Origin of the sequence: Brevundimonas sp. MEB006b, from assembly GCF_030209705.1 — a bacterium.
In the GTDB taxonomy this organism is placed as follows: Bacteria; Pseudomonadota; Alphaproteobacteria; order Caulobacterales; family Caulobacteraceae; genus Brevundimonas.
This window is the reverse complement of record NZ_JARVRL010000008.1, coordinates 60,353-74,500: the sequence shown is the minus strand read 5'-3', so window position 1 is coordinate 74,500 and position 14,148 is coordinate 60,353. Positions and strand designations below refer to the sequence as shown.

The following is a 14,148-nucleotide window of genomic DNA, read 5'->3' as shown; positions in this document are numbered from 1 at the left end:
ACCGTCCATGCTGCTCGCCATTCCGCTGCTGCTGATCCCGGTAGTGTTCTACAATATCGTAGTGCTGTTCGGCGCGCCGAGCGGGGCGGGGATGGTGCAGGCGGACGTGCTGCTGCGCGACCCGCTGTTTTCCGTCACGATGACCTCGGGCGCGCAATGGACGATCGGATCCGGCGACCTGATCCTGTTTCTCGGCTTGATCCTGCTGTTCTTCGAGCTGGTGAAGTCCACCTCCAGCCAGCGCATCGCCATCATCAATCACGCCCTGTCGATGATCCTTTTCGTAGGCGTGCTGGTGGAGTTCCTGCTGCTGCCGGGATTCGCGACCTCGACCTTCTTCCTGATCGTGATCATGATCCTGCTGGATGTCCTGGCCGGGTTTATCGTGACCATCATCGCGTCGCGCAAGGATTTCGATTTCGGCGGGGCGTAAGCCGAACGGCTCTCCCCAACAACGGGCTCAAGTAGCGCGAAGCGCGATAGCCCTTAAGAAAAAGCCGTGAAGATCAGGGCGACGACGGCGACGTCGAAGGCTTTGGCGGCGAGGGCGAAGACGGCGGGCATGGGCGAGTCCGGCTGAGAGCGTTATGCCTTGCTCCCCAGCAAACCCCGTGCCGCCCGAGCGGCGTCAGCTCAGATGTCGGTCTTGGCGGTCTTGCCCGTTTTCGGACGACGCTCGGCCGCGCCGGAATATTCGGCTCCAAGGTAGGCGGATCGGGCTGCATCCAGCACCGGCGGCCCTCCGCGCAGGCCGCGTTTCTGCCCGCTCTGGCCCATCTGCTGGGCGACGAAGGCGGCGGCGCCGGGCTCGGGCGTCGGCAGGACGGCAGCTCTTGCCGGGGTTGGTTGCGGCTCGACGATCTCAGGCGCATCGACGGGGACCAGGGCGCGCGAGGCGGATCGGGCGCGCCGCTCGCGCTCGCGGCGTTCGCCTTCGCGGCGATCCACCCGGTCCGGTCCGCCGACGGCCTGGATCCGGTCGGTCATTTGCTCTTGCCGCCCGCCAGCTTTTCGATCTGACGACGCATCTCGTCCATCTGCCGACGCATCTCGTCCAAGGCGTCAGGCGCCTCGGGCGGCGGGGCCGGCTCGGCCTTGTCATCCGAGGCGGAGGGCGTCGGCTCGGCGCGGGGGTAGGTGAAGGCCGGGAACATCTGCATGGCGCGCTCGAACATCGCCATATTGGCGCGCGCGGCGTCCTCCATCAGCGTCGCGCCCGCGCCAGTGCCGAAGGCGCGGCCCATCTGACTGGCGAACTGCTCCTGCTGGCGACCGAAGTTGGCCAAGGACATCTCCAGATAGGAGGGCAGGACGCCCTGCATCTGACCGCCGTAGAAGCCGATCAGCTGGCGCAGGAACTGAACCGGCAGCAAGGCCTCGCCCCGGCTCTCTTCCTCGAAAATGATCTGGGTCAGGATCTGGCGGGTCAGGTCGTCGTTGGTCTTGGCGTCATAGACGACGAACTCCGTGCCCTCGCGCACCATGGTCGCCAGATCTTCCAGCGTCACATAGGCGCTGGTCCGCGTGTTGTAGAGCCTGCGGTTCGCATACTTCTTGATGACGACCTGAGCGCTGTCGCCGGTCTTTCCACCCTTGGTCTTTTCGTCAGCCACGCTTGTTCTCGCGATGTTGCAACGCGTCACTATCCTCCGTTGCGACGCGATGCGCCAGAGGGGGAGAAAACCGCGGGGAACGGACGGTCGATCAGTGGCTCATGGCCGGGGCCAGCACGACGCCGACCAACACGGCTGTCCAATGCACGGTCGCTCCGGTGACGACGAACCCGTGCCAGATGGCGCGACGGAACTTCACGCGCGGGCTGATGAAGACGAAGACGCCGGCGGTGTAGATCAGGCCGCCGATGACCAGCAGGGCCAGGGCGACGGGATGGACGGTCTCGACCATCGGCTTCAGGGCCGCGACCGCCAGCCAGCCGAAGACGACATAGACGCCGCTCCAGAACTTGTCCGAGATGCGCGGCGCGAACAGCTTCACCCCGGCGCCGAGGAAGGCCAGGGTCCAGATCAGGGTGGTGAAGCCGATGGCCCACAGACCCTCGAACCGTTGGGTCGTGAAAGGGGTATAGCTGCCAGCGATCATCAGGAAGATCGCCGCCTCGTCCAGCCGCCGTAGCACCGGGCGCGCAGCGCAGGGGTTGGTCCAGTTGTAGATGGTCGAGGCGGTTAGCATGCCGACGAGGCACAGGGCGTAGATGGCGGTGGCCATCACGCCGCCGATCCCCGCATAGACCCCGGCCAGACCCGCCAGGATGATGCCGCCGACCGCCGCCAGCATCAGGCCGACGACATGGACCCACAGATCCGCCAGCTTTTCCGCGCGCGTCGGATAGTGCTCGACCATGTCCAGCTCGTCCGGCGTGCAGACGTGGGCGACAAGACGTTTCAGCGTGCGCAGCATGGACCTTCCAATCCGTCGATCGCCTCTATCGTTCCCCGACAATGCGCCGACAGGGTGACGATTGGCTGAATCGCGCCCTGTCCATGTCGTCGCAGGTGACGAACGCGCTGCAATGCGGCAAAACGGTCACGCCGAGTTATTCTCCAAAGAGTGAAATCCCATGACCGACGTCGTCATCGTTTCCGCCGCGCGCACCCCGGTCGGCTCCTTCCTGGGCGCCCTGTCGTCGCTTCCGGCGTCCAAGCTGGGCGAGATCGCCATCAAGGCGGCGCTGGAGCGGGCCGGTGTCTCCGGCGACGAGGTCGATGAGGTGATCCTGGGTCATGTGCTGCAGGCCGCTGCGGGTCAGGGCCCTGCGCGCCAAGCCGCCGTTGGCGCGGGCGTTCGAAAGGAAGCGGCCGCCTGGAGCCTGAACCAGATCTGCGGCTCGGGCCTTCGCGCCGTCGCCATCGCCGCCCAGCAGATCGCTTTGGGCGACGCCAGGATCGTTGTCGCCGGCGGACAGGAGAGCATGAGCCAGGCGCCGCATGCCCAACAGCTTCGCAACGGATACAAGATGGGCGACGTCGCCCTGGTCGACACCATGGTCAAGGACGGTCTGTGGGACGCCTTCAACGGCTATCACATGGGTCAGACGGCCGAGAACATCGCCGAAAAATGGTCCATCAGCCGCGAGGCGCAGGACGAGTTCGGGCTGGCCAGCCAACACAAGGCCGAGGCGGCCCAGAACGCCGGCAAGTTCGATGACGAGATCACGCCGGTCGTCATCCCCGGCCGCAAGGGCGATGTGACGGTCGACAAGGACGAATACATCCGCCACGGCGCGACGCTGGAGCTGATGCAGAAGCTCAAACCGGCCTTCACCAAGGACGGCAGCGTCACCGCCGCCAATGCATCCGGGCTGAACGACGGCGCCGCCGCCCTGGTGCTGATGAGCGCCGACGAGGCCAAGGCGCGCGGGCTGGAGCCTCTGGCCCGCATCGCCTCCTACGCCACCGCCGGCGTCGATCCGTCGATCATGGGGACCGGCCCGATCCCGGCGTCCAGGAAAGCGCTGGAGAAGGCGGGCTGGGACGTTTCCGATCTGGATCTGGTAGAGTCCAACGAGGCCTTCGCCGCCCAGAGCCTGTGCGTGGTCAAGGAACTGGGTCTCGACCCAGCCAAGGTCAACGTCAACGGCGGCGCCATCGCCATCGGCCATCCCATCGGCGCCTCGGGCGCGCGCATCCTGACGACGCTTCTGTTCGAGATGAAGCGCTCGGGCGCGAAGAAGGGTCTGGCGACCCTGTGCATCGGCGGCGGCATGGGCGTGGCGATGTGCGTCGAGCGCGCGTGATCCGATAAGAAGAAAAGGGGCGAGGTCTCCCTCGCCCCCTCAAATCTTAATCCGCCGCGGGATATTCGAACGGATCGCTCGGCGTGGGCTGGGTCGGCAGCGGCATGCGGGGCAGGGGTTCGTCGCGGTTGGCGGCGTTCAGCAGGAAACTGGCCAGGATGACGGCCGCCTGACGCAGGTCCTCGGCCTTCAGGTGGTCATAGCTGTCGATGCTGGTGTGGTGCAGGCGGCTGGAATAGTCGAGCGGGTCCTGGATGAACTGATATCCCGGCACGCCGACGGTCTGCATATAGACGTGGTCGGTGCCGCCAGAGTTGCGCAGCGACACCGTCGTCGCCCCCATGCTGGCGAAGGGCGCCAGCCATTCCTGGAAGATCGGGGCGGCGGCGACATTGCCCTCGGCGTTGATGCCGCGGATCTTGCCCGAGCCGTTGTCCAGATTGAAATAGGCGACCAGATCGCGATAGCCGGCGCGCGGCTCGATCGGCCAGCGGCTGCGCCAGGTGCGGTTGTCCGGCAGGCCCGCCAGCGCCGGATCGTTCGACGCAGCCCGCGTCGCCAGATGCCGGTCCACATAGGCCAGCGAGCCCAGGATGCCTTGCTCTTCGCCGTTCCACAGGGCGAAACGGATGGTGCGCTTGGGCTTGACGTTCAGGGCCTTCAGGATGCGGGCGGCCTCCATGACCACCGCGCTGCCGGCGGCGTTGTCGACAGCCCCGTCCGAGGCGACCCAACTGTCCAGATGGGCGCCCGCCATGACGTATTCGGTTCCGCGCGCCGTGCCGGGGATGTCGGCCAGGATGTTGTAGGCGTTGACGTCCTCGTCGTGGAACCGGACCTCGCTCATCAGCTCCAGCGTCGGCGGCGCGTCGGTCAGTGCGAGGCGCGCCAGACGGCGATAGTCCTCGGCCGCCAGCTCCATCCCCGCCAGCTTGGGCGTGGCGCCCACCTGATAGGTGTAGCCCGTGCCGTGCAGCAGGCCGCCGTCACGCTGGGAAATCCGCACCCAGGCCAGGGCGCCTTGTTCAGCCAGGAAGGCGTCCAGCTGATTGGCGAAGTTGACGGTCTTCAGCGAGCGTTCGATGGCGGCCGGCGAATGTTGAGGCTGATTATAGGTGTTGCGCTCGGCCAGTTCGGCGCTGGTCCAGCGGCGGAAGGCCGGCTCGGTCGGCTCCGATCCCGTGCCCGGCTGGGACAGCATGACGATCTTGCCCGACAGCTTACCGCGCCATTTGTCGAAATCCTCGACCTTGGAGATCGGGGCCACGATCACGCCGCCGCTGATCACGCCATTGGTCGAGGGCGTCCAGGCCACCGGGATGGCGCGCAGATCCAGCGGGCGCGGCGCGGTCATGCGGGCGCTGGAGCGGACGATGGACCAGCCCCGGCCGAACTCGAACCCTTCGGCGCGCACGTCGGACAGACCGTAGTCGCGGAACTGCTGCTGCGCCCAGCGTTCGGCTTCGCGCATCTGGGGCGAGTTGGTCATTCGCCCACCGATCCGGTCGGTCAGATAGGCGGCGGTCTGCATCACCTGGCTGTGGTTCAGCCCCTGATCGATGATGCCGTTGACGGCGACGCGGTCCACCGACTGGGCGGCGACCGGCGTGGCGAGAAGAGCGGCGGCGGAGACGAAGGCGAGCAGACGCGACATGGATTTCCCCAAGAAAGCCCGATGGCTGAACAGGGGCGCATCTGATGTGATCCGGTCGCGGAGTGCAAACCGCAAACGGCGTTCAGGCCGCGACGATCAGCCCCATGTTCACCCGCATCGTCACCCCCAGGGGCCGCGCGGCTCCGTCGGGGTAGTCGGGACGCCGGTGGTCGTGAAACCAGCGGCCGGTCGCGGCTGGGTCAGGTCCGGCGTTCGGGCCCGCGGCTGCATGCCCATCTTCGCGCCCAGCTCCATCAAGGCCCGGACGCGGTTTCCCGTCGCCGGATGGGTCGAAAACAGATTGTCCGCGCCGCGGCCCGCCAGCGGATTGATGATGAACATCTGACCCGAGGCCGGATTGCGCTCGGCCGTCTGATTGGTGATCCGCCTCGCGTAGGCGTCGATCTTCTGCAGGGCCGAAGCCAGGGCCTGGGGATCGCCGGCAATCTCGGCGCCGACGCGGTCGGCCTCATATTCGCGGCCCCGGCTGATGGCCATCTGCACCAGACCGGCGGCCATCGGCGCCAGCAGCATCAGGGCGATCGTGCCGATGATGCCGCCCGGCCGCTCGCGGTCGTTGCCGCCGAAGAACAGGGCGAAGTTGGCGAGCGCCGCGATGGCGCCGGCGATGGTCGCGGTCACCGTCATGATCAGGGTGTCGCGGTTCTTCACATGGGCCAGCTCATGCGCCATCACCCCGCGCACCTCCTCGCGCGTCAGCATGTCCAGCAGGCCGGTGGTGGCGCAGACGGCGGCGTTCTCGGGGTTTCGGCCCGTGGCGAAGGCGTTGGGCTGATCATTGGGGATGATGGCGACCTGCGGCTGGGGCAGGCCGGCGTCGCGGGCCATCTGACGCACGTCGGCGACATAATTCCTGACCACGGCGTTGGGGTGCTGCTCATCGACCGGCTGGGCCCGGTACATCTTCAGCACGATCTTGTCGGCGTTCCAGTAGCTGAACAGATTCATCCCGCCCGCGAACAGCAGTGCGATCGCCATGCCGGTCGCGCCGCCGATCAGATAGCCGACCCCTGCGAACAGGGCCGTCATCGCCGCCAACAGAATGAAGGTCTTCAGATGGTTCATCGCGGTTCCATTCCCGATCCGTCTGGCGTCACGGGCTTGAACCTCTATTTGAGAGAAGGCGCATCAAGCCTCAAGGGAGCCGCCCTGTGACCGAACATCCCACCCTCACGCCGAATGACGCTGAAGAAACGCCGGTTGCGGCGCCGGTTTTCAATGCCGACGTGCCCCACGCCACGCCTGAACGGCCGCTCAGCGAGGCCGCGCGCCGCGCGCTTCAGGAAGCGGCGGATCGTCGCGCGGCGGAAACGACCGTTCAGGCGGACACGGAATACGGCGGTCCGACCGGTCCCGAACCGACCCGTTTCGGCGACTGGGAGAAGAAGGGGCTGGCGGTCGATTTCTGACCCGCCGAGCCTGCTGCGACGGGCGCAAAGGTTAACCACGCCTTAAGAAACAGGCGCCGGACTTGCCAGTCACGGGACAACTCAGAGGAGTCTGTCCCGTGACGATACAGTCGATACTTACCGCCGCGTCGGCGGCTCTGCTGCTCTCCGCAGCGCCCGCTCTGGCCGGTGGTCCCGGTCACGGGGGTTATGGTGGCGGCCATCCCGGCGGCGGCTGCGGCGGGGGATGCGGCGGCGGCGGCAATTACAACGCCAATCACAACGTTAATGTGAATGTGAACGGCGGCGCTTACGCCAATGCCAACGCCAACGCCTATGCGAGCGCCTCCAGCTATTCGGCGAGCAGCGCCCGGTCCTATTCCAGTTCGTCCAGCTTCCAGCGCGGCTATGTCGGCGGCGGCACGACCTACGTCGGAAGCGGCGGCTATTCGGACGGCTATTACGGCGGCGGCTATGTCGGCGGCGTCAGTGCGACCTCGGTTCTGGTCGGTCGCCCGCCGGTCAGCGCTCCAGTCGGCTATCCGGTCTATGGGTTCGGCCGTGACTACATCGGCTGGCGTCCGTATCCGGGACGTCCGGTCGACTGCAACTGCCGTCCGCCCGTTCGCCCGCCGGTTCGCTACGAACAACGCTACGAACACCGTTACGAGCAGAGCTACGTCGATCAGCCGCCGGTCTATGTCCAGGCGCCGCCCGTCCAGATCGCGCCGCAGCGCATCTATGTCGCGCCTTCGCAGGTCAGCATGGCCCCGCCCCAGATCGAGATGGGACCGCCCACCTATATCGAACAGCCGCCCATCTATGTGCAGGCGCCGCCGGTGAACATCGGGCCGCAGCGCGTTCAGGTGGCTCCGTCGCAGGTGAACCTGGCCCCGGCCCAGGTCGATGTCGGCCCGCCCGTCTACGTCGATCAGGCCCCGGTCTATGTGCAGTCGGCGCCCGTCAACATCGGCCCGCAACACATCCAGGTCGCCCCGGCCCAGGTCAATGTCGCGCCCGCCCAGGTCGAGGTCGGCGGCCCGGTCTATGTCGATCAGTCGCCGGTATATGTGCAGTCCGCACCGGTCAATGTGGCCCCGGCCCAGGTCTATGTCGCGCCGCCGGAAGTGAACACCGCCCCGCCGCCTCCGCCCCCCCCGCCGCCGTCGGGCTACTACGGCGATCTGCCGCCGCCCGAGGCGCCTGCGCCGCACGCCCCGCCGCGTCACGGCTACGCCCAGGAGCCGGGCGAGCGCGGCTGATCGCTTCGCGCTGGAATAACTGAAGACGAACGGTCGCCCTGGTCTGTCTCAGATCAGGGCGATCTGCTGTGCGATCTCTTGCGCCGCCGCGCGCGGATCGCTCGAAGCCGTGATCGGCCGACCGATGACTAGATGGGTCGCGCCGGCCTGAAGGGCCGCCTGTGGCGTCGCCGCTCGCGCCTGGTCGTCCAGCGCGGCGCCGACCGGTCGTACGCCGGGCGTGACGATCAGAAAGTCGGGCCGGCCCGCCTCGACCGCCAGAGCCCGGGCACGCGCCGCCTCATGCGGGCTGGAGACGACGCCGTCGATCCCGGCCTCCAGCGCCTGCCGCACGCGCCGTTCGACCAGATCGGCCGGCGACAGGCTGTGGTCGTCGGCGGCCAAATCGTCGGCCGTCAGGCTGGTCAGGACCGTAACCCCCAGCACCTTCATCTTCGATCCCGCCGCGCCGCGCGCCGCCGCCGCCATGACCTGGGGCCGCGCATGGACCGTCAGCAGGTCGCAGTCGGTGCCCGCCAGATTGGCCGTCGCCTTCTCCACGGTCGCGCCGATGTCGTGCAGCTTCCAGTCCAGAAAGATTTTTCGCCCCTGCGCCTTCAGTTCCCGCGCCAGCGCCATGCCGTCGACCGCGAACAGTTGCAGTCCAACCTTGTAGAAGCCGATCGCATCGCCGATCCGCTCGGCCAGAGCGGCCGCCTCAGCCGTCGTCGGCACATCCAGGGCGCAGATGATCCGCTCGTCGGGCGCGCGATCGGAGGAGGTTTGGGGATCGGTCATCGACGGACTCGCGCTGAGCGGCTATGCCGGACACGAGGGCGCGTCGGCAGGGCGGCGTGATGGATTGAGGGCGAGGGCAGGCGATGAACGCAGTCGATTTGGGTGTCAACCTGTTCGTGACCCTGTTCGCCCTGCTGGACCCGATCGGCAATCTGCCGATCTTCGCCGCCGCGACGGCCGGGGCGACTTTGCGCCAGCGGATTTCGGTCTCGGCCCTGATCTGCGCCTTCGCCGCCGTCTTTCTGGCCTTCTTCCTGTTCACGGGCCTGGGCCTGTTGCAGTTCTTTGGCATTTCGCTGGCGGCGTTTCGCATCGCGGGCGGCATATTGCTGCTGTTCCTGGGTCTGGACATGGCGCGCGGCGACTTCCTGGCCATGTTCGCCGACAAGGATGCGCTGGCCGATTCCAAGGACGTGCGCGGCTATGCCCGCAGGCGTTTCCAGCGTCTGGTCGTGCCCTTCGCCATTCCGTTGATGATCGGCCCCGGCGCCATTTCGGCGGTCATCATCCAGGCGGGGGAGGCGGCCAAGCTGGGCTACGCTGGGACCATGGGCTCGCTGGTCGCGATCGCGGCGGCCTGCGCCGTCTCCTTCGTCTGTTTCGCCCTGACCGGGTCGCTCAGCCGCCTGCTGGGCGAGGTCGGCATGGCGATCATCGTTAAGGTGCTGGGCCTGATCCTGTGCGCCCTGGCGATCCAGTTCATCCTGCTGGGCCTGGGCGAGGCCATCCCCGGCATGATCTCCGGCGCAGTGACGACGCCTTATCCGGCGGCGAAATAGGCCGGGTTCAGTCGGCGTCGTCCTCGATGGCGTGGATGTCGTCATCGGTCAGGCCGAGGTGGTGGCCGATCTCGTGGATCAGGACGTGGGCGATAAGTTCGCCGATCCCCACGTCGCCGCGTTCGCACCATTCATCCAGGATAGGGCGGCGATAGAGGAAGACGCGCGACGGCTCGGCCGCCGGGCCCAGGCTGTCGCGCCGGCCGATGTCCACGCCATGGTACAGGCCCGTCAGCTCGAACGGATCCTCGATCTCCATCTCCGCCAGAGTCGCCTCGTCGGCGAAGTCGTCGATGCGGATGACCACCTCGCCCGCCGCCTGTTTGAACGGTCCGGGCAGGGCGTCGAACGCCTCTTGCGCCAGGCGGGCGAAGTCGTCGAGGGAGGGGGCGATCGGGTCGGTCATGCCCGCGATATCGCCGCCCCGACGCTCTGCCGCAACGGGGCGCGATGCCGCGATTACGAGACTGCCGCTTTTTCGCGCGCTTGGAGTATGGTTAGCGAATCGGGGCTGAGACTCTTCTCCAGGGACACGAATGGCCGAGGCCGACATCGCCTATGTCGCCACAGCGGGCGCAGCCGGACTGGCCATGGCCGTCAGCGCCTGGGCCTTGCTGCTGCGTGGGCGGTTGCATGAGACCGCCGTCGCCGCCGAGCGCGAGCGGGTCGAGGCCTTGGCCGACCTCAGCCGCCATGACGCCATGTTGCGCGCCTTCGACGATGTCAGCCTGGCCCTGACGCCGGACGGGCAGGCCGCCGGTCTGCCGATCGGTTCGGCCGAACTGATCGCGCGGCTGGCGAGTGAAGACGCCGAGGCCGGGGCCGCCGTCCTGAACAAGCTCCGGATCACCCACGGCGCCTTGATCGACGCTCTGGTTCACGAAGGTCAGGCGTTCGAAGGTCTGGTCGCGCTGGACGATGTGGAGCCCTGGCGAATCGAGGGCCGGGTTGCGGGCGGTTCCGCCTGGCTACGGCTGTCCCCCGCCTCGCGCTTCACCCTGACCGGGGCGGATGCGACCGAAAGCGGCCTGGCCCTGTTGGGCGACGCCTCGCCGACCCCGACCTGGGTCGTGGACGGGACCGGCAAGCTGGCCTGGGCCAACCGCGCCTGGCTGAACGAGACCAGTGCCGAGAGCATCGACGACGCCGTCGAAAAGGGCGTGTCATTCGACCGCGGCGCCGACGCCCTGGTCGCCGAGGCCGCGCGGCTGGGCGTGCGCCAGGAGGGCTTCCGCTGGACGACCGGCGGCGGCGCACGGCGCGCTTGGCGCATCATCGCCGAGCCGGCGGGCGGCGGCGCCGTCACCGCCTTCGCCATCGAGGTGACCGAGGCGGAAGAGACGCGCGACACCCTGCGCCGCCACGTCGATGCCCATGACGAGACCCTGAATCACCTGGCCGACGCCGTGGCGATCTTCGGCCCGCAAAAGCGGCTGGCCTTCCACAACACCGCCTTCCAGACCCTGTTCGACATCGACGCGGCCTGGCTGGACGAACGTCCGACCCATGCCGAGCTGCTGGATCGCCTGCGCCAGCGTCGCAGCCTGCCCGAGGTCGTCGATTACGCCGGCTGGAAGGCGCGCGAGCTTGAGTTCTATGGCGCGTCGGAGGCCTCGCCGGACGACAGCTGGTCTCTGCCGGACGGGCGCACCTTGCGCGTGGTACGCCAGCCGCACCCGCTTGGCGGCATTCTGCTGATCTTCTCGGACATCACCGACGAGCTGAAGCTGCGCAGCCGCTTCAACGCCCAGATCCAGGTCCAGCGCGCCACGCTGGACAAGCTGAACGACGCGGTCGCGGTGTTCGGTTCGGACGGCCGACTGCGGTTGCACAATGAGGCGTTCGAGACCTTCTGGAACCTGTCGACGGACAAGATCGCGACGGCCTCGGACTTCGACGCCCTGGCCGAACTGTGCAAGGCCGTGCTGCCCGATCCCGCCCTGTGGCTGGGGCTGAAGGCGCGCGTCGCCGATCCCGACCCCGAAAGCCGCGTCGCCATTTCCGGCGAGGGCCGGACGGTAGACGGTCGCGTCGCCGCCTGGCAGACCCGCCCCCTGCCGGACGGCGCCACCCTGGTCGCCTTCTCGGACGTGACGGCCCGACGCGGGCTGGAGCAGGCGCTGGTGCAGCGCGAACAAGCCCTGGCCGAAAGCCAGGCGCTAAAGCGCGAGTTCGTGGGTAGCGTCTCCTATGAGCTGCGCACGCCGCTGACGACCATCGTCGGCTATTCCGAACTGCTGGAGACGATGGGCGATCTGCCCGAGCGCAGCCGCCAGCACGCGGGCGCCATCCGCATCGCCGCCAGCCAACTGGCTCGCTCCATCGACGACGTGCTGGACATGGCCCAGATCGACGCCGGCGAGATGGAGCTTTCGCTGGGCGACCTCAGGGTCTGCGACCTGTTGAGCCAGGCGGCCGAAAAGGTACGGGCGCGGGTCGAGGGACGCGGCGCCACCCTGACCGTGTCCTGTCCCGCCGATCTCAAACCCATCCGCGCCGACGAACACCGCATCGGCCAGGCGCTGGATCATCTGCTGGAGAACGCGGCGCGCGCCGTGTCCGAAGGCGGGGCGGTGGAGCTGAAGGCGGAGACGGGCCCGTCCGAAATCCGCCTGACGGTGTCCGACACCGGGCGCGGAATCCCCTATCACCTGCAGGCCCACGTCTTCGACCGCTTCGTGCGGCGCGAGCGCGGCGGTCCCGGCGTGGGTCTGGCTCTGGTCAAGGCCCTGGTCGAACTGCACGGCGGCTGGGCCGAGGTCGAAAGCGAGCCGGGCAAGGGCGCCGCCTTCATCCTGCATCTGCCGCTGGGCGCCGCGACCACCGCCGCCGCGCCCGAGCTTCAGCTGGAACTCTAGCGCCGCGACGCTTTCGAGGTATCGCGCGCCGGGCCGAACTCGGCGCCTGCGTTCCATTCCGGCCATTGGTCGCCGTCCGCCAGCTCGCAACCGACCGCGTAGATGAGGGCGACATCGGCGGCGGCGGCGTCCATCGTCCAAGTCGAATCCCATTCGTCCGTGGGCTGATGATAGCGGTTCTGGACGTAGTCGCGGCTGGCCGCGCTGGCGCCGGTGAAGCCCGCCGCCGGGAACAGGGCCGGTACGCCCTTCAGCGCCAGCGGGAAGTGGTCCGAACGATAGAAGGCCCCGGCCTGGGGCGCCGGATCGGCGATCAGGGTGCGGCCCGTCTCGGTCGCGTGGCGCGCCAGAATCTCGTCCAGCTGGTTCTTGCCCTTGCCGATGACGACGACGTTGGGGTCGATCTCCGTGCCCGGCAGCAGGCTGTCGACGTTGATGTTGGCGACCGTTGTCTCCAGCGGCCAGACCGGATTGGCGGCGTAATAGGTCGAGCCCAGAAGGCCCGCCTCTTCTCCCGACCAGGCGGCGAAGACGACCGATCGTTTCGGAGGCGGACCGTCGGCGAAGGCGTGGGCCAGTTCCAGCAGGGCCGCGACGCCGGTCGCATTGTCCACCGCCGCATTATAGATCTTGTCGCCTTGGGCGTTCGGCGTGCCGACGCCGTAGCCGTCCCAATGGGCGCCATACATGACGGTCTCGTCCGGGCGTTCCGAACCGGGAATGCGGGCGATGACGTTCCTGGTCTCCACCTTGTCTGCGATCTGGCCGAAATCGACGCTCATCGTCAGGCCGGGCAGGACGACGGGCTTGAAATCGGCGCTGCGCGCTCTGTCCTTCAGGGCGGCGAAGTCCAGGCCGGCGGCGCTGAACAGCTCTTCCGCCTTGGCGCGCTGGATCCAGCCCTGGAACGCTGCGCGTTCGGCGTCGGGGTTGGCGCGCACGATGTCGAACTTGGGCGCGGCCGATGAGTTCTGTAGCGTGGACCAGGGATAGCCGGCGCCGGCCGTCTCATGCACCACCAGCACGCCCGCCGCGCCACGACGACCCGCCTCCTGGAACTTGTAGGTCCAGCGGCCATAGAAGGTCATGGCGTTTCCGTCGAACTTGCCTGCGACCGGGTCGCCGTCGGGCGCCTGGAAGTCGGGATCGTTGACCAGGACGACGATGACCTTGCCGCGCACGTCCACGTCCTTGAAATCGTCCCACTGGCGCTCGGGCGCCGTCGCGCCGTAGCCGACGAAGACCACAGGCGCGTCGGTCACCGTGATGTGGTTGGTCGGCCGGTCGCTGGACACCAGAACGTCGGGACCGCGCTCCAGGCTGATGGTCTTGCCGCCAACGGTCGCGGCGACGGTCGCCGGACCGTCCTGGCGCGTGCGCGAAAGATGAGCGACCTGGACGAAGGCGCCGTCCGGCCCGCCGCCCTCGGCCCCTGCGGCCTTGAACTGTTCGACCAACCAGGCGACGGTCTTTTCCTCGCCGGCCGAGGCGGGGGCGCGGCCTTCGAATTCGTCCGACGCCAGAACCCGAACCGACTCATTCATCCGCGCGGCGTCGATGTTCGGCGCCGTCTCCTGCGCCAGGGCCGGCGAGCAGGCCATCATCAGGGCCAGGATGGAAACAGCGGGGAGTGCGTGGCGCATCGGATACTCCTG

At 67.9% G+C, this 14,148-nt stretch carries 14 protein-coding genes; 6 read left to right on the top strand and 8 right to left on the bottom strand.

Annotated elements, in window-relative coordinates; translation table 11 throughout:
* Positions 1–7 precede the first annotated feature (7 nt).
* On the top strand, positions 8–433 hold the full coding sequence (locus QRN13_RS12715) for a hypothetical protein (protein WP_284878170.1): 426 nt from the start codon (positions 8–10) through the stop codon (positions 431–433).
* Positions 434–633: 200 nt separating this feature from the next.
* Here QRN13_RS12715 and QRN13_RS12710 read toward each other — a convergent pair whose 3' ends face one another.
* From QRN13_RS12710 to trhA, 3 genes are all read right to left on the bottom strand, one after another.
* Positions 634–987, bottom strand: coding sequence for a hypothetical protein (locus QRN13_RS12710; protein ID WP_055808834.1), 354 nt, complete (start codon positions 985–987; stop codon positions 634–636).
* Entirely contained in the window at positions 984–1,613 is a 630-nt protein-coding gene (gene phaR / locus QRN13_RS12705; protein ID WP_284878169.1) for a polyhydroxyalkanoate synthesis repressor PhaR, read from the bottom strand. Before phaR ends, QRN13_RS12710 begins: the two co-directional genes overlap by 4 nt.
* Positions 1,614–1,704: 91 nt before the next feature.
* Positions 1,705–2,418 carry a PAQR family membrane homeostasis protein TrhA gene (gene trhA / locus QRN13_RS12700; protein WP_284878168.1) on the bottom strand — a complete coding sequence of 238 codons (714 nt, stop codon included), beginning with the start codon at positions 2,416–2,418 and terminating at the stop codon, positions 1,705–1,707.
* A 160-nt stretch (positions 2,419–2,578) separates the two neighbouring features.
* On the opposite strand from trhA, the gene QRN13_RS12695 reads away from it, so the two are divergent.
* Positions 2,579–3,754 (top strand): acetyl-CoA C-acetyltransferase, encoded by a 1,176-nt coding sequence (locus QRN13_RS12695; RefSeq protein WP_284878167.1) that lies wholly within the window; start codon positions 2,579–2,581, stop codon positions 3,752–3,754.
* 46 nt (positions 3,755–3,800) lie between these two features.
* Here QRN13_RS12695 and QRN13_RS12690 read toward each other — a convergent pair whose 3' ends face one another.
* The gene (locus tag QRN13_RS12690) at positions 3,801–5,408 is read right to left on the bottom strand and encodes a M20/M25/M40 family metallo-hydrolase (protein ID WP_284878166.1); all 1,608 of its coding nucleotides are present in this window, start codon (positions 5,406–5,408) and stop codon (positions 3,801–3,803) included.
* A 120-nt stretch (positions 5,409–5,528) separates the two neighbouring features.
* Complete coding sequence (gene htpX / locus QRN13_RS12685) at positions 5,529–6,494, bottom strand: zinc metalloprotease HtpX (RefSeq protein ID WP_284878165.1); 966 nt, start codon at positions 6,492–6,494, stop codon at positions 5,529–5,531.
* 86 nt (positions 6,495–6,580) lie between these two features.
* Here htpX and QRN13_RS12680 point away from each other — a divergent pair, with 86 nt between their 5' ends.
* Both QRN13_RS12680 and QRN13_RS12675 read left to right on the top strand, forming a co-directional pair.
* Positions 6,581–6,838 (top strand): DUF1674 domain-containing protein, encoded by a 258-nt coding sequence (locus tag QRN13_RS12680; RefSeq protein ID WP_284878164.1) that lies wholly within the window; start codon positions 6,581–6,583, stop codon positions 6,836–6,838.
* Between the two features lie 98 nt (positions 6,839–6,936).
* Complete coding sequence (locus QRN13_RS12675; RefSeq protein WP_284878163.1) at positions 6,937–8,079, top strand: ribosomal eL19 family protein; 1,143 nt, start codon at positions 6,937–6,939, stop codon at positions 8,077–8,079.
* 48 nt (positions 8,080–8,127) lie between these two features.
* Here the strand turns inward: QRN13_RS12675 and pyrF are convergent, their stop codons facing one another.
* Positions 8,128–8,856, bottom strand: a complete 729-nt coding sequence (gene pyrF / locus QRN13_RS12670) for an orotidine-5'-phosphate decarboxylase (protein WP_284878162.1) — start codon at positions 8,854–8,856, stop codon at positions 8,128–8,130.
* A gap of 83 nt (positions 8,857–8,939) precedes the next feature.
* Here pyrF and QRN13_RS12665 point away from each other — a divergent pair, with 83 nt between their 5' ends.
* Positions 8,940–9,635 (top strand): MarC family protein, encoded by a 696-nt coding sequence (locus tag QRN13_RS12665; RefSeq protein ID WP_066553965.1) that lies wholly within the window; start codon positions 8,940–8,942, stop codon positions 9,633–9,635.
* A gap of 7 nt (positions 9,636–9,642) precedes the next feature.
* Here QRN13_RS12665 and QRN13_RS12660 read toward each other — a convergent pair whose 3' ends face one another.
* Complete coding sequence (locus QRN13_RS12660) at positions 9,643–10,041, bottom strand: metallopeptidase family protein (protein WP_055808848.1); 399 nt, start codon at positions 10,039–10,041, stop codon at positions 9,643–9,645.
* Positions 10,042–10,171: 130 nt separating this feature from the next.
* Here QRN13_RS12660 and QRN13_RS12655 point away from each other — a divergent pair, with 130 nt between their 5' ends.
* Positions 10,172–12,493 (top strand): sensor histidine kinase, encoded by a 2,322-nt coding sequence (locus tag QRN13_RS12655; protein ID WP_284878161.1) that lies wholly within the window; start codon positions 10,172–10,174, stop codon positions 12,491–12,493.
* Here QRN13_RS12655 and QRN13_RS12650 read toward each other — a convergent pair.
* Complete coding sequence (locus tag QRN13_RS12650) at positions 12,490–14,136, bottom strand: M28 family metallopeptidase (protein ID WP_284878160.1); 1,647 nt, start codon at positions 14,134–14,136, stop codon at positions 12,490–12,492. The two genes, QRN13_RS12655 and QRN13_RS12650, sit on opposite strands and share 4 nt — an antisense overlap.
* Positions 14,137–14,148: the final 12 nt, after the last annotated feature.